At 69.9% G+C, this 24042-nt stretch carries 20 protein-coding genes and 1 riboswitch; of the genes, 9 read left to right on the top strand and 11 right to left on the bottom strand.

All coding sequences use genetic code 11. The annotated features are described in order from the left end of the window. Positions 1–15: 15 nt before the first annotated feature. Both gltX and ABD844_RS24755 read right to left on the bottom strand, forming a co-directional pair. Entirely contained in the window at positions 16–1389 is a 1374-nt protein-coding gene (gene gltX, locus ABD844_RS24760; protein WP_344882434.1) for a glutamate--tRNA ligase, read from the bottom strand. Continuing rightward, positions 1382–2158 (bottom strand): fumarylacetoacetate hydrolase family protein, encoded by a 777-nt coding sequence (locus ABD844_RS24755; protein WP_344882432.1) that lies wholly within the window; start codon positions 2156–2158, stop codon positions 1382–1384. The genes gltX and ABD844_RS24755 overlap by 8 nt, the downstream gene beginning before the upstream one ends. A gap of 260 nt (positions 2159–2418) precedes the next feature. Between ABD844_RS24755 and ABD844_RS24750 the strand changes: the two genes are divergently transcribed. Continuing rightward, on the top strand, positions 2419–2787 hold the full coding sequence (locus ABD844_RS24750; protein ID WP_344882430.1) for an antibiotic biosynthesis monooxygenase family protein: 369 nt from the start codon (positions 2419–2421) through the stop codon (positions 2785–2787). Positions 2788–2802: 15 nt separating this feature from the next. On the opposite strand, the gene ABD844_RS24745 is transcribed toward ABD844_RS24750, so the two are convergent. Continuing rightward, positions 2803–3399 carry an HD domain-containing protein gene (locus ABD844_RS24745; protein ID WP_344882427.1) on the bottom strand — a complete coding sequence of 199 codons (597 nt, stop codon included), beginning with the start codon at positions 3397–3399 and terminating at the stop codon, positions 2803–2805. Positions 3400–3548: 149 nt separating this feature from the next. Here ABD844_RS24745 and ABD844_RS24740 point away from each other — a divergent pair, with 149 nt between their 5' ends. Continuing rightward, positions 3549–5180 carry a heparinase II/III family protein gene (locus tag ABD844_RS24740; protein ID WP_344882423.1) on the top strand — a complete coding sequence of 544 codons (1632 nt, stop codon included), beginning with the start codon at positions 3549–3551 and terminating at the stop codon, positions 5178–5180. 15 nt (positions 5181–5195) lie between these two features. Here the strand turns inward: ABD844_RS24740 and cimA are convergent, their stop codons facing one another. Then, positions 5196–6773, bottom strand: coding sequence for a citramalate synthase (cimA, locus tag ABD844_RS24735; RefSeq protein ID WP_344882420.1), 1578 nt, complete (start codon positions 6771–6773; stop codon positions 5196–5198). 262 nt (positions 6774–7035) lie between these two features. Then, on the bottom strand, positions 7036–7680 hold the full coding sequence (locus tag ABD844_RS24730; RefSeq protein ID WP_344882417.1) for a DsbA family protein: 645 nt from the start codon (positions 7678–7680) through the stop codon (positions 7036–7038). 59 nt (positions 7681–7739) lie between these two features. On the opposite strand from ABD844_RS24730, the gene ABD844_RS24725 reads away from it, so the two are divergent. Both ABD844_RS24725 and ABD844_RS24720 read left to right on the top strand, forming a co-directional pair. After that, positions 7740–8384 (top strand): O-methyltransferase, encoded by a 645-nt coding sequence (locus tag ABD844_RS24725; protein WP_344882415.1) that lies wholly within the window; start codon positions 7740–7742, stop codon positions 8382–8384. A gap of 84 nt (positions 8385–8468) precedes the next feature. Further along, entirely contained in the window at positions 8469–9008 is a 540-nt protein-coding gene (locus tag ABD844_RS24720; protein WP_344882412.1) for a Uma2 family endonuclease, read from the top strand. 57 nt (positions 9009–9065) lie between these two features. Here the strand turns inward: ABD844_RS24720 and ABD844_RS24715 are convergent, their stop codons facing one another. After that, positions 9066–10163, bottom strand: a complete 1098-nt coding sequence (locus tag ABD844_RS24715) for a branched-chain amino acid aminotransferase (protein WP_344882409.1) — start codon at positions 10161–10163, stop codon at positions 9066–9068. Between the two features lie 259 nt (positions 10164–10422). Continuing rightward, positions 10423–11469 carry a 3-isopropylmalate dehydrogenase gene (locus ABD844_RS24710; protein WP_344882406.1) on the bottom strand — a complete coding sequence of 349 codons (1047 nt, stop codon included), beginning with the start codon at positions 11467–11469 and terminating at the stop codon, positions 10423–10425. A 98-nt stretch (positions 11470–11567) separates the two neighbouring features. Continuing rightward, positions 11568–11709: riboswitch (cyclic di-AMP (ydaO/yuaA leader) on the top strand. 309 nt (positions 11710–12018) lie between these two features. Between ABD844_RS24710 and ABD844_RS24705 the strand changes: the two genes are divergently transcribed. Further along, positions 12019–12423, top strand: a complete 405-nt coding sequence (locus tag ABD844_RS24705; RefSeq protein ID WP_344882403.1) for a C40 family peptidase — start codon at positions 12019–12021, stop codon at positions 12421–12423. 118 nt (positions 12424–12541) lie between these two features. Here ABD844_RS24705 and ABD844_RS24700 read toward each other — a convergent pair whose 3' ends face one another. Both ABD844_RS24700 and serA read right to left on the bottom strand, forming a co-directional pair. Then, the gene (locus ABD844_RS24700; RefSeq protein ID WP_344882400.1) at positions 12542–12931 is read right to left on the bottom strand and encodes an SSI family serine proteinase inhibitor; all 390 of its coding nucleotides are present in this window, start codon (positions 12929–12931) and stop codon (positions 12542–12544) included. A gap of 608 nt (positions 12932–13539) precedes the next feature. Next, positions 13540–15129: a phosphoglycerate dehydrogenase gene (gene serA / locus ABD844_RS24695; protein ID WP_344882397.1), complete on the bottom strand. Its 1590-nt coding sequence runs from the start codon at positions 15127–15129 to the stop codon at positions 13540–13542. 241 nt (positions 15130–15370) lie between these two features. Here serA and ABD844_RS24690 point away from each other — a divergent pair, with 241 nt between their 5' ends. After that, the gene (locus ABD844_RS24690) at positions 15371–16225 is read left to right on the top strand and encodes a hypothetical protein (protein WP_344882394.1); all 855 of its coding nucleotides are present in this window, start codon (positions 15371–15373) and stop codon (positions 16223–16225) included. Between the two features lie 175 nt (positions 16226–16400). Beyond that, complete coding sequence (locus ABD844_RS24685) at positions 16401–17762, top strand: MFS transporter (protein WP_344882392.1); 1362 nt, start codon at positions 16401–16403, stop codon at positions 17760–17762. Here the strand turns inward: ABD844_RS24685 and ABD844_RS24680 are convergent. Further along, the gene (locus ABD844_RS24680) at positions 17722–20280 is read right to left on the bottom strand and encodes an FtsX-like permease family protein (RefSeq protein ID WP_344882390.1); all 2559 of its coding nucleotides are present in this window, start codon (positions 20278–20280) and stop codon (positions 17722–17724) included. The two genes, ABD844_RS24685 and ABD844_RS24680, sit on opposite strands and share 41 nt — an antisense overlap. After that, positions 20277–20957 carry an ABC transporter ATP-binding protein gene (locus ABD844_RS24675; protein ID WP_344882388.1) on the bottom strand — a complete coding sequence of 227 codons (681 nt, stop codon included), beginning with the start codon at positions 20955–20957 and terminating at the stop codon, positions 20277–20279. Before ABD844_RS24675 ends, ABD844_RS24680 begins: the two co-directional genes overlap by 4 nt. Positions 20958–21128: 171 nt before the next feature. On the opposite strand from ABD844_RS24675, the gene ABD844_RS24670 reads away from it, so the two are divergent. Beyond that, positions 21129–21680 (top strand): FHA domain-containing protein, encoded by a 552-nt coding sequence (locus ABD844_RS24670; protein ID WP_344882386.1) that lies wholly within the window; start codon positions 21129–21131, stop codon positions 21678–21680. A 99-nt stretch (positions 21681–21779) separates the two neighbouring features. Continuing rightward, a complete protein-coding gene (gene dacB / locus ABD844_RS24665; protein ID WP_344882383.1) occupies positions 21780–23327 on the top strand; it encodes a D-alanyl-D-alanine carboxypeptidase/D-alanyl-D-alanine endopeptidase in 1548 nt (515 codons plus the stop codon). Positions 23328–24042 lie beyond the last annotated feature (715 nt).

The raw sequence follows: 24042 nt of genomic DNA, 5'->3' as shown, positions 1-24042 counted from the left end.
CGTGGCGCCGGGAGATCAGCCGCGCAGGCGGGTCAGGGCGGTGCGCAGGCGCTCGCGCGCCCGCTCACGCCCGAGCACCTCGATCGACTCGAACAGCGGCAGGCCGACCGTACGGCCGGTGACCGCCACCCGCACCGGGGCCTGGGCCTTGCCCAGCTTGAGCCCGTGGACCGCGCCGACCTGCTCCAGCGTCTCCTTGAGCGACTCGGGGTCCCAGCTCACGGTCTCGAGGCGATCGAGGTAGCCGCCGAGGATCTCCTCGGGGGCGTTCTTCATCGCCTTGTCCCAGGACGCCTGGTCGAAGACCGGCTCCTCCAGGAAGAGGAAGTCGACGTTCTGCCGGATCTCCGACAGCACCGCGATGCGGGTCTGGGCCAGCGCCGCGACCTTGCTGAACAGCTCACGGTCCCAGGACGGGTCGAGGTAGGGGGCGCAGCGCTCCTCGAACGTCTCCAGCGGCAGCGCGCGGATGTACTCCCCGTTGAAGGCCCGCAGCTTCTTCTCGTCGAAGAAGGCGCTGGAGGAGTTGACGTCTTCCAGCCGGAACAGCGGCATCATCTCCGACCACGGCATGATCTCGCGGTCTTCGCCAGGACCCCAGCCGAGCAGCATGAGGTAGTTGACCATGGCCTCGGCGAGGTAGCCCTCGGCCCGGTAGTCCTCCAGCGCCACCTTGTCGCGCCGCTTGGACAGCTTTTTGCGCTGCTCGTTGACGATCACCGGCAGATGGGCCCACACCGGCGACGTGGCGCCCAGGGCGGGCCAGAGCAGCATCTGCTTGGCCGCGTTGCCGAGGTGCTCCTCACCGCGTACGACGTGGGTGATGTTCTGGGTGATGTCGTCGACCGCGTTGGCCAGCACGTAGAGGGGCGAGCCGTCGGTACGCGCGATGACGAAGTCTTCCTGGGCCTCGTTGGGGAACTCCACGTTGCCCCTGATGAGGTCGGGCACCACGGTCACGCCCTCGTCGGGGGTGCGGAAGCGCACCGCGCCCGCCGTCAGCCCTCGGTCGCGGCAGTGGCCGTCGTAGCCGCGGTGCTCGGAGCCGGTGCGCGCGACCAGCGCCTCGCGCGTGCAGTCGCAGTAGTAGGCGCGGCCGTCGGCCAGCAGCTTGGCCACGGCCTCGCGGTGCTGCGGCTCGTAGGCCGACTGGAAGTAGGGGCCCTCGAAGACCTGGTTGGTGCCGTTGATGCCGATCCAGTCGAGCGCGGAGATGATGCCCTCGGTCCACTCCGGGCGGTTCCTGGACGCGTCGGTGTCCTCGATGCGCAGCACGAAGCGGCCGCCGGACTGTTCGGCCAGCGCCCAGTTGAACAGCGCCGTACGGGCGCCGCCGACGTGGAACATGCCGGTTGGGGACGGGGCGAACCTGACGCGTACGTCAGTCACGGGAGACCACCTTGTTCGTGAGTGTGCCGATGCCTTCGATGCCGACGCTGACCTCGTCGCCGATCTCCAGCGGGCCGACGCCCGCCGGCGTGCCGGTCAGGATGACGTCGCCGGGGATCAGCGTCATGACCGCGCTGACGTAGGCCACCAGCGCCGGGATGTCGTTGATGAGCTGGTTGGTGCGCCCGCTCTGCCGGATCTCGCCGTTGACCGTGGTCGTCAGCGCCAGGTCGCTCGCGTCGAGATCGGTCTGGATCCACGGCCCCAGCGGGCAGAACGTGTCGAACCCCTTGGCCCGGGTGAACTGCACGTCTTTCTTCTGCAGGTCGCGGGCGGTGACGTCGTTGGCGCACGTGTAGCCGAAGATGACGTCTTTGACCCGCTCGACCGGCACCTCGCGGCAGAGCCTACCGATCACCACGGCCAGCTCGCCCTCGAAGTCGACACGGTCGGACAGCGACGTGGGATAGGCGATGTTCTCGCCGTGGCCGATCACCGTGGTGGACGGCTTCATGAAGATGAGCGGCTCTTCCGGCACCTCGTTGCCCAGCTCGGCCGCGTGCTCGGCGTAGTTTCTGCCGATGGCGACGACCTTGCTCGGCAGCATCGGGGCCAGCAGCTTCACCTGGGACAGCGGGAACCGCTCGCCGGTGAACTGGACCTGGGCGAACGGGTGGCCGGCGATCGCGGAGACGACCTCCTCGCCCGGACCGCCCTCGACCACGCCGAACGAGACGCCTTCGCCTGTGGAGAACCTCGCTATACGCACCCGACAAGGCTATCGCCGCCGCCGGAAAGGTCCGCCCACCTTCTCCGCCCCTGCCCCGGCCAGGTCAGGAACCGTCCGTCGAGCCGGTTTCGCCGATCTTCTGCGGCCGGTGGCGGAACGCGCGCGACGCGCCAGGACGGTGGATCGGGTACCGGCGACCGCCCGCGTTAGCCTGGAGCCCTCGCCGTTCCTGAGCGCAGGTTGTTCCTGAGCACCAGGCCGTGCGCTGAGGCGCGCGCCGATGAGAGGGGTACCCGAAAGTGTCCGTCGTGAAGATCAACGTGCTCACCGTGTCCACCGAGATGCGCGAGGAGCTCGAACGGCGCTTCGCCAACCGGGCCGGGATGGTGGAGTCGGCCGACGGGTTCGAGTGGTTCGAGCTGCTGCGGCCGGTGGAGGGCACGGATCGGTACCTCGTCTACACGCGCTGGCGCAGCGAGGACGACTTCCAGAAGTGGCAGCAGGGCGAGGCGTTCCGTCGCGGCCACGCCCAGGCCGCCGCCGAGGCCGCCGCCCAGGGACACGGGCCGGGTCATGGGCAGGGCCACGGGCACGGGCAGGGGCCCGCGGCGGCTGGCTCCGAGCTGTGGACGTTCGAGGTCGCCGAGAGCACCGGCCCCAAGGCGTAGCGGCCCGCCCGCCCGTCAGCCGTCGAGCGGGTTGTGCACGATGCGGTCGACGATCCCCCCGCGTACGGCCCGCGCGGCGACGCTGGACGGCTTGCGCGCCCCCTGGTCGGCGATGCACACGCTGAACTCCTTGGCGATCTCCAGCCGCGGATGGCGCTCCAGCACCTCCTCGCGCACGCCGGCGGGGATCTCGTCGGCGCGGCGGCCCGAGATGTCCATGCCGGTCGAGATCTCGAGCAGGTGTCCCTCGGGGTCCTCGTCGAGGGGCACCGCGTCCCACATGTGCCTGACGATGACCTCGCTCGCACGCAGCCGCCGCTCGGGCGACCAGCCGGCCCCTGCGCAGAAGGCCCAGGCCACGTGCCCGCCCGCCTCCTCGAACGGCACCGCGTAGCTGTCGAACTCGGCCACCAGCCCGATGTCATGCAACATGGCCGACACGTAGAGCAGCTCGGCGTCGAAGGCGATGCCGTTGCCCTGCGCGTACACCGCGGCCCACAGGTAGGCGCGGATCGAATGGTTGAGCATCGAGGGCGTGTGGTAGCGGGCGGCCACCTCGAGCGCGCCGCGGCACGCGGGTGTGTCGGGAATCACCAGATCGTCGAATCTCACGGTCCCAGCATGTCGCGGCGGGTACGGCCACGTCACCCGGGCACGGCGGGCGCACCGGCCGGTTAACGAATCGAACACGCGGCTTGACCGCTTGATCGTTCTTCCGAAAGCATGTCCCGCCCTCAACTTTTGTCCCGGAAGGAACTGGCGTGCGCCGCCTCGCGATTCCTCTTGCCCTCATGCTCACGCTCAACGCTCTCGTGAGCCCGGCGCAGGCGGCCGACAAGGTGACCCGCACCGCGGAGTGCCAGGGCGACTGGCTGCCCGGCACGCCGACCGCCGAGGACGTCATGAAGGGCGAGATCTCGCTGGTCGGGCTGCCGGCGTACAAGCTGGGCAAGAAGATCGACTGGGACGCGAGCCCGTACCGGAACAGGTCGTGGGAGTTCGTCTTCCAGTCGCTGCGCTGGATGGGCACGCTCGTCGTCGAGTACGAGAACACCGGCGAGCAGCGCTACCTCGACCGCGCCACCGAGATCACCAAGGACTGGGTGGCCGCGAACAAGTACGGCGCCCGCGGCACCCCCTCCTACGTCTGGACGGACCACCCGGTCTCCCTGCGTACCCAGCCGCTGCTCTGCCTGAGCCGGCACGTGAACGCGAGCTGGCTCAAGGAGAGCCTGAACACGCACGCCAAGCTCCTGTCGAACCCGAAGCTGTACAAGAAGGGCCACAACCACGGCATCGACCAGGACATCGCGCTCATGGGCATCGGCTGCCGCTACGGCCGCAAAGACTGGTCGGACCTGGCCTCCAGCCGTCTGACCGGCACGGTGAAGCTGGACGTCGACTCCCAGGGCGCGCTCATGGAGCAGGCGCCCCGCTACGCCGTCTACGTCTACGGACGCCTCCAGGTCGCGATGACCAACATGAAGGCGTGCGACCGCAAGGTGCCCGGCGAGATCTCCAAGCGGGCCGAGGCCATGAAGGCTTTCGTCGCCCACTCGACCATGCCCAACGGCTACATGGTGCCCATCGGCGACGGCAGCGCCGAGACCGAGCCGAAGATGGAGACGGGCACGCCGAAGCAGGAGGTCGAGACCTACCGGGCCGGCTACGTCTTCGGGCGCACCGCCTGGGGCAAGCCGGAGTCGGCGTACTACTCGATCAGGTTCGGGCCCGGGATGAAGTTCCACGGGCACGAGGACCACCTGGGCGTCACGTACTACGCGCAGGGGCGCGACATCCTGGTGGACGCCGGGTTCCACTCCTACGAGAAGAGCTCGTACCGGTACTGGACGCTCTCGCCGGAGGCGCACAACGTGCCGACCGTGGTGGGCTCCCGCTTCCAGCCGCGTACGGCCAGCAAGCTCGTCAAGACCGACTACGGCGACGACCGCCAGGCGTTCAAGCTGACGGACAAGGCGTACGGGGTGAGCCGTACCAGGTCGGTGCTGGTGAACCACGGCGACGACCTGATGGCCGTGCTGGACTCGGCCTCGGGCGGGAAAAAGGTCCGCAACATCTGGCGCTTCGCCCCGACGCTCAAGGTGGTCTCCAACAGCGGCGGCAAGGTGGTGCTGGGCGACGGCAAGTTCAAGGTCACGCTGCTGCAGTTCTCGTCGTGCAAGCAGGTCGGCGGGCAGAAGGTGGAGCGGGGCGGCGAGGTGGGCTGGGTGTCGCCCACGTACCTGTCGAAGCAGGCCACGAACGTGGTGGTGTCCCCGGCGGCGACGTCGCTGCTGACGGTGATCGTGCCGGGGACCGACTCGCCCAAGGTGTCGTGCTCCGGCGGGAAGGTCACGGTGGACGGCGTGTCCTTCTCCGCCGGTCTGCTCTGACCGCCGCGGCGGGCGCTACGGGTACTCGCGGCCCGCGCGCAGCAGGCCGTACGTGACCGCCTGCTCCAGGGCCTGCCAGGACGCGTCGATGATGTTCTCGGCCACCCCGACCGTGGCCCACTCGTTCGTGTCGTCGGTGGAGGTGATGAGGACGCGGGTGATGGCGTCGGTGCCGTGGGCGCCTTCGAGTATGCGGACCTTGTAGTCGACCAGCTCCAGCTTGGCCAGTTCGGGATAGAGCTGCTCGAGCGCCTGGCGTACGGCCTTGTCGAGGGCGTTGACGGGGCCGTTGCCCTCGCCGGTGGCCACGATGCGCTCGCCCTTGGCGTGCAGCTTGACCGTGGCCTCGCTGACCAGCTCCCCGCCCTTCGTGCGCTCCACGATGACGCGCCAGGACTCGACCTCGAAGTGGCGCCTGCGCTCCCCCGCGACGGTGTCGCGCAGGAGCAGCTCGAACGAGGCGTCGGCGGCCTCGAACGTGAAGCCCCTGGACTCCAGGTCCTTGACCCGCGCGACCAGCGTCTTGGTGTGCTCGGGGGTCAGCTCGTAGCCCAGCTCGCGGCCCTTGAGCTCGACCGAGGCGCGGCCGGCCATGTCGGAGACGAGCATGCGCATGTCGTTGCCCACCTGGGCGGGGTCGATGTGCTGGTAGAGGTTGGGGTCGACCTTGATGGCGCTGGCGTGCAGGCCGGCCTTGTGGGTGAAGGCCGAGGTGCCGACGTAGGGGGCGTGCGAGTTGGGAGTGACGTTGGTGACCTCGGTGATCGCGTGCGCGATGCGGGTCATTTCGGCCAGGGCGTCGGGGGGCACCAGGTCGAAGCCCCGCTTGAGCTGGAGGTTCGCCACGACCGTGAAGAGGTTGGCGTTGCCGGAGCGCTCGCCGTAGCCGTTGGCGCAGCCCTGTACGTGCGTGGCCCCCGCCTTGACCGCGGCCAGGGTGTTGGCCACGGCGCAGCCCGTGTCGTCGTGGCAGTGGATGCCGACCCTGGCGCTGGTGCGTACGGCGTCGAGGACGATCTCGGCCAGCTCGTCGGGGAGCATGCCGCCGTTCGTGTCGCACAGGGCGATGACGTCGGCGCCCGCTTCCGCGGCGGTCGTCAGCACCTCCAGCGCGTAGGCTGGGTTGGACTTGTAGCCGTCGAAGAAGTGCTCGGCGTCGAGGAAGACCCGCTGTCCCTCCGCACGCAGGTGAGAGACCGTGTCGCGGATCATCGCGAGGTTCTCCTGGAGAGTCGTGCGGAGGGCCAGCTCCACGTGCCGGTCGTGGCTCTTGGCGACAAGGGTCACGACCGGCGCGCCGGATTCGCGCAAAGCGGCCACCAATGGGTCGTCGGCTGCCTTCGCACCGGCCCGGCGGGTCGCGCCGAACGCGGCGAGTTGCGCGTGCTTCAGGTCGAGCTCTGTTCGAGCGAGCCTGAAGAACTCGGTGTCCTTGGGGTTGGCGCCCGGCCAGCCCCCCTCGATGAAGCCGACGCCGAGGCCGTCCAGGTGCCGCGCGACGGCGAGCTTGTCAGCGACGGTGAGGTTGAGCCCCTCCTGCTGAGCGCCGTCACGCAGCGTCGTGTCATATACGTGGAAGCGGTCGTCGGCCATCAGTCTCTTCTTTCCGGACAGTGTTGGGAAACGTCGTCTCTGAAGCTCTGTGGAAGCGTCTGTGGAAGCGCGTCTGCTTCGGGAAAACAAAAAGACCCCTCACGGACGTGAGAGGTCTGCGCGCCGGCGGTGTCCTGAATTTCAGCCGGCGCGCCTGCCGATAATGAGCAGACCGTAGAACATGGTGAAACCCAGTCTGCCACATGGATCCACCATCCGGCACACCGGTCTCAACCCCTGGGACACCACGGGAATACTCGCGTCACACCCGCACGCCGACGCCGCCCGTGATGGCCCGTTCCAGGGCCACCGGGTCGAACGCCTCGGGGCCCAGCATCTGCCCGTCGAGCAGCACGGTCGGCGTGCCCTCCAGCGGGATCTTGGCCGTCTCGGCCAGGTGGGCCTTCGCGTACGACTGTGACGTGACGCACGCGTCCACCGAGGCCCCCACCTTCCTGGCCGTCGCGGCCAGCTCCGCGACGGTGAACCCGGAGGCCACGCCGTGCGGGGCGGGCTGCATGGCGTACAGCTCGTCCCTGAAGGCCAGCCAGTTCGCCTCGGGGACACAGCGGGCTGCCGCGGCGGCGCGGATGGAGTTGGAGCGCATGGGCTCGTCCTCGAAGATCGTCACGGCGTGGAAGACGACCTTGACCTTGCCCTCCCTGGCCAGCCGCTGGATCGTGGTGTCCACCTTGGAGTGCATGTCCTTGCAGACGGGACAGTCGAAGTCCTCGAACACGTCGAGCACGGGCGCGTCGCCGCCCAGGTCGGCCAGGATCACCGAGCCGTCGGCCTGCCGGGTCAGTTGCACCCCGTCGGACGACGCGCCCGGCTCCGAGAACGCCAGCACCCCGAGTACGGCGATCGCCACGCACGCCGCGGCGACCGCCATCAACCGCTTCATCATCAGCCCACTCTCACCTCATCGACCGCGCAGACCCTACAGGAAACGGCGACAATGCCCCCATGAAGGCATACCTCCTCGACGCCGCCGTGGCGCGCTACGTGTTCGACCACACCACCCCGCCCGACGCCCTGCTGAAGGCGCTGGAGAAGGAGACCGCCGAGGTCGCGGGCGAGAGCGCGGCCATGCAGATCTCCTCCGACCAGGGCAGATTCCTCACCATGATCACACAACTGATGGCTCCGCGGGTCGTCGTGGAGGTGGGCACGTTCACCGGATACTCGTCCGTGTGCATCGCCCGCGGGTTGTCCGGCGGGCGGCTGCACTGCTTCGACGTGAGCGAGGAGTGGACGTCGATCGCCCGCCGCTACTGGCGCGAGGCGGGCGTGGCCGACCGGGTGACGCTCACCATCGGCCCGGCGGCCGAGACCCTACCCGCCTTCGACCAGCCGATCGACCTGGCCTTCGTGGACGCCGACAAGGGCAACTACCCCGTCTACTACGAGCTGCTGATGGAGCGCCTGCGGCCGGGCGGGCTGCTGGTGGCGGACAACACGCTGCGCAGGGGCTGGGTGGCCGACCCGGCCCACGACGAGCAGACGACGGTGGAGATCCGCCGGTTCAACGACCTGGTGATGGAGGATCCCAGGGTGAGCGTGCTCATGTTGCCGGTCGCCGACGGGATGACCCTGATCAGGAAGAACTGACGGCGTTTCACCCGCACGCCCTGTGTTCACACACCCGTGCGGGCATACGCTCGGTCCTTCCCGGACAGGAAAGGACCGACAGGCATGGCCGCGCCGCTCGAAGAGCGTTTTCGTACCGTGCGGGATTTGCTGCCCGAATATCGGGTGGAAATGCTGCGAGGTCGGATCGTGGTGAACGAGTCCGGCACCTGGCAGCACAATACGGTCGTCTTCGGGATCATGCGCAGGCTCATCGGCACAGTGCTCGATCGAGGCTGGGAGATCTGGCCGAACATCACCGTCCACCTGGGCGAACACACCGACCGCTACGTGCCCGACCTCGCCGTGGTGCCGGGCTCCCCGCGTATGCGCATGGACCACGCGGTGTGCGGCGACTCGACGACGCTCATCGTGGACGTCGTTTCCACCGACAGTTCCTACGACGACTACTACGTCAAGCCGCAGGGTTTCGCGGCGGCCGGGGTGCCGCTTTATCTGGTGCTCGATCCCGCTCCCCGCGCCGCGAAACTCTTCGCCGCCCCGGAGGGCGGGAAATACGGGCGGGAAATCGTCGCCGCGGGGAACGAGTCGCTTTTCCTGCCGCAGCCGTGGGGGTTCGCCGTGCAGGTCGGCGACCTGTGGTGAGCGAACCCCCGAGGCGCGGGGGCCGGTGACCGCGGTGAGCGAGCCTCCGGCGGGTCGTTAGGCGATCTTGTGGATCCAGTTGTGGGTGTCGGGGCGGGCGCCGTACTGGATGCCGACCAGTTCCTCGCGCACCCGCATCGTCACCGGGCCGGGCGTGCCGTCGCCGATCGTCCACGAGCGGTCGGCGCCCTTGACCGAGCCCACGGGCGTCACCACGGCCGCGGTGCCGCACGCGAACACCTCCGTCAGCTCGCCCGACGCGCACCCGGCCTGCCACTCGTCCACGCTGACCAGGCGCTCCTCGGTACGCAGGCCCAGGTCGCCGGCCAGTTCGAGGATCGACTCACGGGTGATGCCGGGCAGCAGCGTGCCGGTGAGCGCGGGCGTGACGAGCTTGTCGCCGAAGACGAAGAACAGGTTCATCCCGCCCATCTCCTCGACGTAGCGGTGCTCGTGGGCGTCCAGCCAGACCACCTGGTCACAGCCGTTCGCCACGGCCTGCCGCTGCGCGACGAACGCCGCGGCGTAGTTGCCGCCGCACTTGGCGAAGCCGGTGCCGCCCGGGGCGGCCCGCGTGTACTCGGTGGACAGCCAGACGGAGACGGGCTTGATCCCCCCGGTGAAGTACGAGGCCGCCGGCGAGGCGATGACCATGTACTTGTAGCTCTTCGACGGGTAGTTGACGCCCAGCCCCGCCTGGGTGGCGATCATGAAGGGCCGCAGGTAGAGGCTGTGCCCCTCGGTCGTCGGCACCCACTCCTTGTCCGTCGAGACGAGCACTTCGAGCGACTCGACGAACGTCTCCTCCGGCAGCTCCGGCATGGCCATGCGGAGGGCCGAGCGGTTGAAGCGGGCGGCGTTCGCGTACGGACGGAACGTCACGATCGAGCCGCTGAGCTGGCGATACGCCTTCAGGCCCTCGAACAGCTCCTGCGCATAGTGGAAGACCGACGTGGCGGGGTCGAGGGAGAGCGGCCCGTAGGGCATGAGCCGGGCGTCGTGCCACCCCCGGTCCTCGGTGTAGTCGATCGAGATCATGTGATCCGTGAAGGTCTGCCCGAAACCGGGGTCCGCCAGTACCTGCTCCCGCTCGGCCGCGGTGCGAGCGTTGGCGGATAGCTGCACGTCGATGCTGAGCTTCTGAGCGATGGTCATGACGGAGGTCCTTCTCTCTGCGATCTACCGAAATCTACCGGAATCTGCCCGCTGTCTGCGGATCTATGAACCTGCGGCGGCGGGCAGCCCACCCCGGAGGGCGGTCCGTACTTCCTATTGTCTCGCTATATGGGATGACAAGCGGCCGATGGGGAGGTCGCCCGCGAAAAGCCGACGAAAGGCCGCCCGAACTGGGAACACGCAAAAGCGCCCGGCAGTCCTCCTCGGACCGCCAGGCGCGTTTCGGGGCTAGGCGGTCCTAGCCGGATACTCGCGCGGTGATGTCATCGCCGATCTCGTTGGTGGCCCGACCGGCCCGGCCGGTGGGTCGCTCGGCGAGGTCGGTGGCGACCGCCTGCTCGACCCTGGCCGCCTCGGCGTGCAGGCCGAGGTGGTCGAGGAGCATGGCGACGGACAGGACGGCCGCGGTGGGGTCGGCCTTGCCCTGGCCGGCGATGTCGGGCGCGCTGCCGTGCACCGGCTCGAACATGCTGGGCGAGGTGCGCTCGGGGTTGACGTTGCCGCTGGCCGCCAGGCCGATGCCGCCCGCGATGGCCGCGCCGAGGTCGGTGATGATGTCGCCGAACAGGTTGTCGGTGACGACCACGTCGAAGCGCTCGGGCTGGGTGACGAAGAACATCGAGGCCGCGTCGACGTGGCAGTAGTCGGTGGTGACCTCGGGGTATTCGGCGGCCACCCGGTCGACCGTGCGCTGCCACAGGTCGCCGGCGAAGGTGAGCACGTTCGTCTTGTGGACGAGGGTCAGCTTTTTGCGCGGGCGCGACCGGGCCTTCTCGAAGGCGTAACGCACCACGCGCTCGACGCCGTAGGCGGTGTTGAGCGACTCCTGGGTGGCGATCTCGTGCGGCGTGCCGCGGCGCATCGCGCCGCCGGTGCCGGCGTAGAGACCCTCGGTGCCTTCACGGACGACGACCATGTCGATGTCGCCGGGCGTGGCGCCGGCCAGCGGGGTCCGCACCCCGGGGAAGAGCTTGACCGGCCGCAGATTGACGTAGTGGTCGAACGCGAACCGCAGCCGCAGCAGCAGGTCACGCTCGAGGACGCCCGGCGGCACGCTGGGGTCGCCCACGGCGCCGAGCAGGATCGCGTCGTAGCCGCGTAGCTCGTCGAGCACCGCGTCGGGGAGGGTCTCGCCGGTGCGGTGATAGCGTGCGGCCCCCAGGTCGTAGTGCGTGGCCTCGATCTTCGTGCCCACGGCTTCCAGGACCTTGAGCCCTTCGGCGACGACCTCGGCGCCGATGCCATCCCCGGGGATGACGGCCAGGCGGATGTTACGCGACTCCATGGCGGTACCTTACCGGCTCGTCTCGTCTGACGAACACTGCATCTCATTTTCTGGACGCCCGATTTTGGGGGGTTTACGACTGCTTGACCGTTTCGTTAGTGTTTGTCGGGCCTAATCCACGCAGCCGCTGCGTGGAGCCGGGGACCCACGTGAGCCCCAGGGGCGAATCGGCACCGCCGTAGGGCTGTCTTCCAGGCCCGAGCCCGTCAGCTAACCCGGCCGGCCTCATGGAAGGACAGTGCTCTGTCTCGCATCGCCATTGTCCTGGCGGCGGGAGCCGCCGGACTCATCCTGGCCACCCCCGCAGCACAGGCCGCCACCACGGCCCAGGACGACACCGCCACTCAGGCCGACCCCGCAGCTCAGGCCGACACAGCAGCTCAGGCCCGCACGGACAACACGGACAACACGGCCAACACTGCCGACACTGCCAACACGGCCAAAGCCGACACCGACGACGACCCCACCACCCTGACCGTCACGGACACCAAGCGCATCCGGGCGCAGAGCGCGCCGAAGCCCGCCTGGAAGACGGCACTCAAGTTCGCCATGAACAGGCGCGGCATCCCGTACGTGTGGGGTGGCACCAGCGACAGCGGCTACGACTGCTCGGGACTCATGCTCAGGGCCTACGAGGCGGCCGGCATCGAACTGCCGCGCACCACCACCGAGCAGTACGCGGCGTTCTCCAGGAAGATCTCCTGGGACCAGCTCAAGCCCGGCGACCTGGTGTTCTTCAGCGACCTTGGCCACGTCGGGATGATCTCCAAGCCCGGCTACATGGTGCACTCGCCGCACTCGGGCGACGTGGTGAAGGAGGAGAAGCTCTCGGACTGGCGCAGAACCGCCTTCGTGGGCGCCGTCCGGCCGGACCCCAAGGGGGTGCGCCAATGGGCGAAGGTGGTCGAAGAGCGCACTACCCCCGCCGACGCCATCGTCACGGCCACCCTCTGACCGGCCGCCGGCGCGGAAAGCCACGGGCGGCCCCGTGCGCGGACGGGGCCGCCCGTGCTCCCTCACCCCTGGTCAGGCCCGTCGATCAGGGCCCCGGCGCGGGTGCGATCGCTCCCGGTCAGGGCACGATCGGGCTCGCGATCTTCTCCACGAAGCACGGGTTGGGGTAATGCTCGTCGAAGTGCTTGTGCTGACCGTAGAACCAGCCGTTGATCTCGACGCGGACGGGGTCGAAGATCCGCGGGCAGGGCACGTCGGGCCGGAACCTGATCCGCTCCAGGTCACCGCCGATGCGGCGGAGCCGGTCGCAGGCGGCGAACGGGTCGGGATGCGTCCCGTCGTCGGGGTGGCACGTCAGGACCCAGCGCTCGGCGGTGCCCGCGGGCAGGTTGTGCTTGACGATGTGCAGCTCGGCCGCCTGCGCGTGGGCGGGGGTGACGAACAGGGCCGCGCCGGCCAGGACGGGCAGGGCGACTGCGGCGGCGCGCCGGATCAGGGCAGCGTACATGGGGGAACCTCCACCTCGAACGGATACGAAGCGCGACGCTATCAGCACTCTACGTATCCACGAGGGAAGGTGTCGGTACCCCTGTCACCGGCCTGACGTGCGGACATGCCGCCGCGTCACCAGGAGCGGCACGGACGGGGCAGGGCCCTACCGGCTGGAGTTCTGGGGGGCGCCGCCGTTGTCGCGACGGTCCAGCGCGATCTGCACGGCCTCGGCCGCCTCGTCGTCGTGGTCTTCGGCACGGTTCCAGGCATACATTTCGTACATGTGACTCATCTCTTCTCGCGGATGCGTTCCAAAGGAGGGGAAGCCGGACTCCGGTCGCGAATCCGACCGAGCCCGATCTCGCGGTCCGGGTCACGGACCGGACGGAGGGTCTAACTGAGGGACTTACTGGCCGACACCGGCGCCGATCTCCGCGGCGAGCCGTCGACCTGCCCTAACAGGCCCCGCCGCGGCAGGTAATGAGTACAAGAACCTGGCGCATCACAGCCACAATACCTGAGGCATCTCGTTGGATGTCCTAGTATCTCGCATGATGAGACACAGAAAGGGCCGCCACCCGGGATCGGGTGACGGCCCTGACAGGACGGAAGGACAGAAGGAGGTCAGTCCTCCAGGTCCACCGATCGGCCGCTCTCGGCGCCGATCTCGGTCACGATCTGCTCGACGATGTCGGCGGGGATCGCGGAGTCGACGGTCAGCGCGATGAGCGCCTTGCCGCCCTTGACGTCCCGGGCCACCTGCATCGACGCGATGTTGATGCCGTGCTCCCCGAGCAGCCGGCCGACCACGCCGACGATGCCGGGACGGTCGGTGTAGGTGAGGAAGCACAGGTGGGCCGTCGGCTCGATCTCCATCTCGTAGCCGTTGACCTCGACGATCTTCGTGATGTGGCGAGGCCCGGAGAGCGTGCCCGACACCGAGACCGTACGCCCGTCGGCGAGCACGCCGCGCACGGTCACCACGTTGCGCCAGTCGGGGCTCTCGGAGCTGGTCACCAGCTCGACCGTGATGCCGCGGTCCTTGGCCAGCAGCGGCGCGTTGACGTAGGTGACCTGCTCCTCCACCACGTCGGCGAACACGCCCTTGAGCGCGGCCAACTCGATCACCCGTACGTCCTGGGCGGCGATCTCACCGCGCACCTCGACGTCGAGCTTGGTGGCCACCTCGCCGGCCAGCGCGGTGAAGACCCGGCCGAGCTTCTCGGCCAGCGGCAGGCCCGGCTTGACGTCCTCGGCCACGGCGCCGCCCTCGACGTTGACCGCGTCGGGCACGAACTCGCCCGCCAGCGCCAGCTTCACGCTCCGCGCGACCTGGGTGCCGGCCTTCTCCTGGGCCTCGTGCGTGGAGGCGCCCAGGTGCGGCGTGACGACGACCTGGTCCAGCTCGAACAGCGGGCTGTCGGTGCACGGCTCCTTGGAGAACACGTCCAGGCCGGCTCCCGCGACCCGGCCCTCCTTGATCGCCGCATACAGGGCGCCCTCGTCGACGATGCCGCCGCGGGCGACGTTGACGATGCGCACGCTCGGCTTGACCTGGTGCAGCTCCCTGTCGCCGATGAGCCCGACGGTCTCCTTGGACTTGGGCAGGTGCACGGTGATGAAGTCGGCCTGCTTGAGCACCTCTTCGAGAGGGAGCAGCTTGACGCCCATCTGCGCGGCGCGGGCCGGCGGCAGGTAGGGGTCGTACGCGATCAGCTCGACGCCGAACGGCGCCAGCCGCTGGGCCACGAGCTGGCCGATCTTGCCCAGGCCGAGGATGCCGATGACCTTCTCGTCCAGCTCGACGCCGGTGTACTTGGAACGCTTCCACTCGCCGTTCTTCAGTGCGGCGTGCGCCTGGGCCGTGTTGCGCGCGCTGGCCAGGATGAGGGCGATGGTCTGCTCGGCGGCGCTGGTGATGTTGGAGGTCGGCGCGTTGACGACCATGACACCGGCCTTGGTGGCCGCGTCGACGTCGACGTTGTCGAGGCCGACGCCGGCGCGGGCGACGACGCGCAGCTTGGGCGCCGCGGCGATGGCCTCGGCGTCGACCTGCGTGGCCGAGCGGACGATCAGCGCGTCCACACCGGCGAGTGCGGGCAGGAACTGGGAACGGTCTGCGCCGTCGGTGTGGCGGACCTCGAAATCAGCGCCGAGTACGGCGAGGCCAGCCTCGGACAGCTCCTCTGCGACCAGAACGACGGGCTTGTTCACTGGTGTGGATCCTTTTGGGCACGGCGGGCATGGGGGGACACGTCCACGGATCCCCCCGGCGGTCCCACAGAGTCTATCCACCGCTTGTGAACGCGTTCACGAGAGACCCACGAAGTGAGACGAGGATCGCGGTACCCACGGCGCCACAAAGTCATCCACGTAGGGTCCATCTTTGTCTTGATCGGGAGATTTATTCGCCATTAGCCTGATAAGCCGTGGCCGACTACCTATGGTTCGTCCTATGAGCATCGGGAATCCTGCGCTTGCCGACGTGCTCGCTCAGCATGGCACTCCGCACCGCCTGCTGAGCGCACTTGCCGACGGTGGGGTCCTGGTGGCAGTGCGAACAGATCGTTCCGTCGTCCTGGGCACGACCCAGGTCGGTGACCGTGTCCTGCTCGGATACACCAGCCCCGCCACCTACGCCAGGCACCGTGGCACTCATTCCCTCTCGGCGTGCGACGCCGACACCATCCTGGACATCCAGCGCGTCACCGGGGTGCGCGAGATCGTGATCGACGCGGCCGGACCAGCCGCCGCGGCCGTGCCCATCGAGGATCTGCAGCGTTTCCGCACCGCGTCGCGAACGGGGCCGACGCCCGTGCTGTCGGGGGCGGCTCCCGCCGCCTACGCCACGGGTGCCATGGCCACCGTGTCGCGCGGTGCCGCGCTGGCCCAGGTGGCGCCGCCCACCCCGGAGGCCCCCTCGCTGCCGTGGGTGCCCGCGCCCAGGCCGCACCTGTCGGGGCCCATGCAGCAGGTGGACCCGGGCTACCGGCGTTGCGCGCACCCGATCCTGCCCGCGCTGCGGCAGGCGATCGCGTACCTGCTCATGGATTTCCCGCTGGTGCACCACGTCTGGATCTCCGAGGCCCGTACGGCGTCGGGGGCCACAGGGATCATGCTGCACGTGAAGGTGCACATGTCCGCCGCCGAGGACGTCGTACGCGACCTGCACCGCCTGGTACGCGCCCGGCTGCCGCAGTTCGCCGCCTCGGGGGCGCCGATCCTCATGGCCAGGGTCGCCGACGCGCGCAGCGAACGCCGGATGATCGAGATCGGCGCGCACGTGGTGTGCGCCGACGTGAACGACTAGCCGACGTGACCGACTGCCGACGTTAGCGACTGCCGACGTGACCGACTGCCGACGTTAGTGACTGCCGACGTTGGCGACTGAGGGCGGCGACGACGACCCGGGACGGCGGCTTGGGGCAGGGCCCGCGAAAAGTGGGCCCTGCCGAACAAGCTCTCGCTCGGCTTCAATGATGGGCATGATCACACCGGCGGTGAGCGCGACCACCGTCCCGAAGGGCGTGCGCCTCGGCTATGGAGTGGGTTCGTTCTGCACGGCCACCGTCACCGCCGTGCCCGGCCTGCTCCTGCTGTTCTACATGACGAACTTCCTGGCCGTGCCCGCGTGGCTGGCGGGCGTGGTGGTGACCGCGCCCAAGGTCTGGGACCTGGTCGTCAATCCGCTGGTCGGCCGCTGGTCGGACCGGACCGTCTCGCGCTGGGGGCCGCGCCGCCCATGGATGCTGGCCGGGGCGTGCACGCTGCCGGTCGCGTTCTTCCTGGTCTTCGCGGGGCCGCCGCTGACCGGGGTGCCGGCCGCCCTGTACGTGGCGCTCTGCTTCCTGGCCACGGCGACGGCGTACGCGTTGTTCGAGGTGCCGTACAAGGCGATGCCCGGAGAGATGACGCACGACTACCACGAGCGTACGTCGCTGTTGCAGTGGCGGATGGTGTTCATCGGCGCGGCCACCGCCATCAGCGGCGTGCTCGCCCCGGCCATCGCCAACAGCGACGGCGAGCACGGCACGCTGGACAGCTACCGGCTGATGGCGCTCACCATCACGGTCATCATGCTCGTCGCCATGCTCGGCTCGTTCTTCGGCACCGCCCGCGCCCCCATGACCGGAGCTCCCGAGGCGGATCGCGGCGGGTGGCGCGAGCAGTTCGCCGCGATCAAGGGGAACTCGGCGTTCCTGTGGCTGACGGTACTGGCCTGCACGCAGATGCTGGCCGTCAGCATGATGCTGGCCGCGGCGCCCTACTTCGCGACGTACACGCTCGGCTCGTCCGGGGCCACGCAGACGCTGTTCGCCGCGCTGGTCGGCCCCATGCTGCTGACGATGCCGCTGTGGGTGCGGCTGGCCAGGCGCCTCGACAAGCGCGGCGCGATGATCCTGGCCACGGCGCTGCTCAGCGGCGGCACGACGGCCGCCATGGCCACGCCGCTGTTCGGCCCGGTGTGGGCGCACGGCACGATTCTGCTGGTGGGCGTGGGGTACGCGGGTGTACAGCTCCTGCAGTTCTCGATGCTCGCGGACGTGATCGCGGCGGACGCGGCCAAGACGGGCAAGCGGCGCGCGGGCGTGCTGACCGGCCTGTGGACGGCCATCGAGAGCGGGGTCAGCTCGTTCGGCGCGCTGATCTTCGGGGTGATCCTGTCGATCGGCGGCTTCATCGAGTCGGAGCCGAGCCGGCCGGTCCAGCAGCCGGACAGCGCGGTGACCGCGGTCCTCATCGGGCAGACCACGGTCCCTGCGCTGATCATCTTCGCGTCGGTGCTGATGACGCTCAAGTACCGGCTCAGGCCACCCGCCGGACCGGTTCCGTCCGCGTCCGAGTGAACAGCCCCGCGAGCAGGGCCGCCAGCAGCGGCAGGCCCACCACCACGGCCACGGACGCCCATGGCACCCCGACCTCCGGCCCGCCGCTCATCCCCCGTATCCCCCGCAGCGGCACGGACAGCGCGTACCCGGCGACCGCGCCGCCCGCCAGGCCCATGAAGGCCCCGAGCCCCGCGACGTAGCCGGCCTGCGCCGCCACCACCAGCCTGCGGGTCAGCGGGCGTCCGCCCACGGCCGAGAGGGTGTCGAGGTCGCGGCGCATGTCGGCGACGGCGAGCCCGGTGGCGGCGAACGTACCGCCGAGCACCAGGACCAGGGCCCCCGCCAGAGTCGCGTTCATGACGAGGAGGAGACTGGTGTAGCTGTCCTCGAAGTCGACCAGCCAGGCGCGGGCGGGGCGGGCCACCGCCTGCAGGTCCCGCTCGAAACGCCGCACGTCGGCCTGCGCGTGCGAGGCGTAGATCCGCCGCTCGGCCGTCCTCAACCCGGCCCCGGTCAACGCCGAGGCGGGCAGGACCGCACCGCCCTGGTGGGGCTGGACGCCCTGGGCCGCCACGGCGGGCACGCGGAACGTGGCCACCCTGTCGCCCTCCAGGCTATGCACGCGTACCTGGATCTCTCCGTCCCTGACCAGCCGGGAGTCGAAGGCCACGGCCTTGCCCTCGGTGAGCGCCGCCTGCGACCGCGGGTCCCGCCTGCCCTGGAACTGGGCGAGCAGCCGGGAGTCGCCGACGGCCGCCTCGTAGGAGAGCGGCCCGAAGTGCTCGCAACCGTCAGAGCACATCGTTTCTTCCCGATCGACGGTGACGACCAGGCTCCGCCCCTTGTCGTCCACGGTCTCCAGCCCGGTGACCAGGCTCACTCTAGGAAGCCTCTCCTGGGCCACCGCTCGTACGTTCGACCAGGCCCGGTCGTCGATGTCGGGGGCGTGCACGATCAACGTGTCGTCGGGGACCTCGGTCCGGTTGATGTCCAGGTACATGGCGTACACGCTGTTGTAGGCGATGCCGACGGTGATCGCGCCCATGGTGGCCGCCATGACGGCCGCCACCGCCGAGGTCGTACGGATGCCGTGGCGGGCGCCGTCGCGGACCGACAGACGCGCCGGCAGCGGCAGTCGCGCGGCCAGCCCGCCGGTACGGCGTACGACCCAGGGCGTCAGCGCGATCATCCCGAACAGCACCACCGTGGCCGAGGCCACCACCACCAGGGCGTCCCTGGTTCCCAGGGTGAGCATCGCGACCACCCCCAGCACCACGAGCACGAGCCCGAGCACGGGCCAGAGGATCTGAGCGCCCGCGCGGTCACGGATCTCGGCGGGCCGGCCGGCGAGCACCTGGGCGGGGTGCTGCCGGGCCGCCCGCACGGCCGGGGCCACTGCCGCCACCACCGCGCTGAGCAGCCCGAGCGCGGTGGTGGCCAGCACCTCGGCCCACGGCACCTCCAGGCTGCTCGTCCAATCCAGCAGCCGGGCCAGGACCTGCTCCACTGCCAGCCCTGCGCCGACGCCCAGAGCGCCTGCGGTCAAGGCCGCCACGCCACCGAGCACCAGCCCGTCGGCCAGCACGATCGTGCGCAGGTGAGCGGGCGAACCGCCCTGGGCGGCGATCGTGGCCAGCTCTCTGCCGCGCCGCCGCAACCCCACGGCGAACGCGGGCCCGGCCAGCAGGACCGTCTCCGTGACGACGAGCAGCACGCCGATGGCCGTCCAGCGCCACTGTTCTTCGGAGCGGGGGCCGAGGTCGTGTGCCTCCATGCGCGGGCCGTCGATCACGGCGCGGGAGGCCACGCGCAGGCCGGCCTGGTTCAGCCGGTGCACTTCCTCCCAGGTGACCGGGGCCGGGGTGTCGACGAGCCAGCCGGAGCCCTGCGGGTCGGTCTTGTCCGGCCGCACCGAGCCGTACAGGCCCGCCACCTCCTGGATGCCTGGCCTGGTCGGGTGCTCGACGACGCCCACCACGCGCTTCGGGGCGGCGCGGCGGGTGACCTCGATCGTGCCGCCCACGCGTACGCCCCGGTCGAGCAGCGCGGGCGTGACCACGACCTCCTGGAGCGTGGCGGGGAGCCGGCCCTCGGCGAGCGTCCTGAGACCCGTGGCGAGCGGGTCGCGCAGGTCGACCTCCAGCAGGTCCACGCGGTCGAAGCCGTCGAAGAGACGGACCTCGGTGGACCAGGCGTAGAACGGCAGCAGCCGGCCGCCGGTCAGCGCGGCGACCTCGGAGGTCGGCCACAGCCCGGCGGGCGGCGCGGCGCTCGGGCTCTGCCAGCCGAACCTGCCCGCGGGGTCCTGCGCGACCGGGAGCCGGAGCGACTGGGTGTAGACGGCCGCGTCGGCGACCGACCCGAGGCGGTGCGGCACCTCCTCGCGTGGCGACAGGTCCGTGCTGGCGACCTGCGTGAGCACAGCCGAGATGACCAGGACGGGCAGGCCGATCATCACCATGATCAGGGCGCTGCGGCCCTTGGAGCGGAGGGCGTCCCTGCGGGAGATGCGCAGGGCGGCGCGCAGCGCGCTCATCTGGCGCTCTCCAGCCGTACGGAGCCCGCCTCCGCGATCAGGCCGTCGCGCAGGTAGACCACGCGGTCGGCCCAGGCGGCGTAGCGGGGCTCGTGGGTCACCAGCAGCACGGCCGCGCCCGCGTCACCTCGGGCGCGCAGGAGTTGCAGGATCTCGTCGCCGGTGGCGGTGTCGAGCGCGCCGGTCGGCTCGTCGGCCAGCAGCAGCCGCCGCTCGCCCACCAGCGCCCTGGCGATGGCCACGCGCTGGCGCTGCCCGCCCGACAACTCCTCGGGGAGCCGGCCCGCGACCTCCGCCGCGCCCACCTCCGCCAGGACGGCCAGCGCCTCCGCGCGGGCCCGCCGGGCGCGTACGCCGTGGAGCTCCCTGGGCAGCATCACGTTCTCGGCGGCGGTCAGGGACGGGATGAGGTTCAGGTCCTGGAAGACGTACCCGACGCTGGTGCGCCTGAGCGCGGCCAGGTCCCGCACCCCGGCGAGGTCCTCGCCCTCGATCGTCACGCTGCCCGAGGTCGGCCGGTCGAGGCCGCCCGCCAGGTTGAGCAGGGTGGACTTGCCGGAGCCCGATGGGCCCATGACCGCGACCAGTTCGCCCGCCGCCACCTCCAGGCTCACGCCCCGCAGCGCGTGCGCCCGGCCGTGCTCGCGGGTGACCTCCCGCAGCTCCACCACTGTCATCGGATCTTCTCCTCGGGGACGGCCCTGCGGCCGGGCCGCGATCCGGCGTTCGGCAACGCGGGTGGCCCGATACTGATCACCATGAATACGGAGTATGCATACCGAGTATGTCTATCGCAACTGATCCGCGTATTCTGGACAGGGGCCGAGGTTCGGGCCGATACTCGCTACATGAGCTCCACGCTTCCGCCCTTTCGTGCCTCAGACGGGGAACGCGACCGCGCGATCGACGAGCTCAGGGACCGCGCCGTGGAGGGCCGGATCTCCCACGACACCTTCGTCGGCCGGGTGGACCAGGCGCTGCGCGCCCGCAACCGGGATGAGCTCGACGAACTCGTGGCCGACCTGCCGCGACGGGCGACGTTCCGGCAGCGGGTGGCCGACGCCGTCTCCTCGGTGTCGGAGTTCACCACCAAGCTCCAGTCGGCCTGGCGGCGTCCGCGGCTGCCGGGCCTCGCGCTGCCCGACGACGACCGGCTGCGTTACGTGGTGGGCCGCGGGTCGGCCTGCGACCTCGTCCTGTCCGACCTGACGGTCTCCCGGGTGCACGCCGAGCTGCGCCGCGAGGGCGACGGCGGGTGGATGCTGGTCGATCTCGGCTCGCTCAACGGCACCCGGCTCAACGGGTGGCGGCTGGTGGGGCCGGCGCGGGTGAAGTCGGGCGACGAGATCTCGTTCGGCGACTGCGGGTTCCTGGTGACATCGCAGCAGCCGTCGTCCTGACGAACCTCTCAATAGCCGATAAATACGGATATTTGCGGATTACAGGCTGACTGTGCTGATCCATGCTCTCATGCGATCCCCCAGTCACTTGGAGACCCCATGCGGCGCACCTCAGCCTCCCTCGTCGCGGGCGCGCTCGTCGCGGCCCTCGCGTGGGCGTCCGGACCCTCCAGCCCCGCCATCGCGCTCGACCCCTCCACCGGCGTGGCCGACCTGACCCAGGACCTCAACCAGATCCTCAGCGACTCGCGCCTCACCATCGCCCGCGCGGGCGTCGTGGTCAAGAGCGCCACGACCGGCGAGCAACTGTACGCCACCGACGCCGGCAAGCTCCTCATCCCCGCCTCCAACACCAAGCTGTTCACCTCGGCGGCGGCGGCGGAGACGCTCGGCCTCGACTACCGCTTCCCCACCACCGTGCTGAACACCGGCCGCAAGGCGGGCTCGGCGCTGGCCGGAGACCTGGTGCTGCGTGGCACCGGCGACCCCACCATGCTGGCCGAGGACTACGACGCGCTGGCCGCCGAGGTCGCCGCCGCGGGCATCAAGGTCGTGACCGGCAAACTGGTGGCCGACGACACGTGGTTCGACACGCAGCGGCTCGGCAACGACTGGGCCTGGGACGACGAGACCGCCTATTACGCAGCGCCGATCTCCGCCCTGACCGCCTCCCCCGACCGGGACTACGACGCCGGCTCGGTGGTCGTCGCCGTGTCGGCCGACGGGGACGCGGTCAAGGTGTCCACCACCCCCGCGACCGACTACCTGAAGATCGTCAACAAGGCCACGGTGGGCTCCGAGACCGACGTGCTCATCGAGCGGCAGCACGGCACGCGTACGGTGGTGATCACCGGCACGGTGGCGGAGCCGTACCAGGAGTGGGTGGCCGTGGACGACCCCACCGCGTACGTCTCGTCGCTGTTCCGCAAGGCGCTGGACAGGCACGGCGTCAAGGTGCTCGGCCCGACCGTCGTCGGCGCGACCCCGGCCGGCGCCAAGGAGCTGGCCGAGCACGAGTCGATGACGCTGGGCGAGCTGCTGGTGCCGTTCATGAAGCTGAGCAACAACATCCACGCCGAGATCCTCACCAAGGCCATGGGCCGCAAGGTCGCGAACCAGGGCACGTGGGCGGCCGGGCTCAAGGTCAGCACCGACTTCGCCAGGGCGAACGGCGTGCAGGTGCTCAACCTGCGGGACGGCTCGGGGCTCTCGCGGCGCGACGGGTTCTCGCCGGGCTCGATCGTGCAGCTCCTGTCGGCCGTACGCGGCAAGCCGTGGTTCCCGACCTGGTACGAGTCCCTGCCCATCGCGGGGAACGCCGACCGGTTCACCGGCGGCACGCTGCGCAGCCGCATGCGCGGCACTCCGGCGGCGGACAACGTGCACGCCAAGACGGGCTCGCTGACCGGGGTCACGTCGCTGTCCGGCTACGTCACGAGCGCCGACGGTGAGCCGCTGATCTTCTCGATCATGCTCAACCAGTACCTGTCGGCCTCGCCGAAGGACATCGAGGACAAGATCGCCGTACGCCTCGCCCAGTTCTCCCGTACGGCGGCCGCGGGCGACACCGCCCAGCTCCGCGCCACGGACGGCGCACCGAGCGGCGGCGACCTAGAGTGCTCATGGCTCAAGCCCGCCCAATGCTGACGACATAGTGTTGACGACCACATAGATGGTCAAGTGCTGACGAGACGCTGAACGGTCCAGCGGCCCCCTGACGCCCAGGGGGCTGCGACTGAGCGCTTCAGTTGGCGGATGTGCACTCGACACGGCAGCCCTCATCGGGTTGGTGACGGGCATTATCCCCACCATGGCCACCATCTGGGTGGGTATGCAGGGGGAAGAGCTCGATGAGACCGTTCTCCCGCCGGCCATATTCCTCCTGGCGATAATCCTGGGCACGGTGGGCGCGCGGCTGGCTGGGCTGTCGATTTGGGGCGCGGTCGGTCTTATCGGGGGCTCGGCGACTTGGTTGCTCATTGGTGCCCTCGCGGTGCTGGTGCCGGTGCCGGAGCTGTTCGGCCCTCTACCGGCCCTTGTCGCTCCTGTCCACGTGGTCGGTGGTGCGGTTGGTTTCGCCCTGTCGGCGTGGTCGTTCATGGTGCCCCTGCGCTGGTGGGCGGTGGCCCTGACCGTAGTCGTGCCCCTCGGATCCTGGCGCGCGGCGCAGTACAAGCCGCAGATCCTGGCCTGGTTCGAAGTCCGCGGCTTCGAGAGGTCCGGCGTGCCGCTGATCGCTCCGGCGATCCACGGTTGCCGGCTGGTCCACGTGGATCTCAATGCCGCAGGCCAGCGGGAGCCGGAACCGTCCACTTGGTTGGAGTACTGGCGGGACGCCACGCCGGATCGGGGATTCTCCGAG

Source organism: Nonomuraea antimicrobica (assembly GCF_039536965.1).
GTDB lineage: Bacteria > Actinomycetota > Actinomycetes > Streptosporangiales > Streptosporangiaceae > Nonomuraea > Nonomuraea antimicrobica.
The sequence above is the reverse complement of the archived record's forward strand: the minus strand, read 5'-3'. Positions and strand labels throughout refer to the sequence as shown.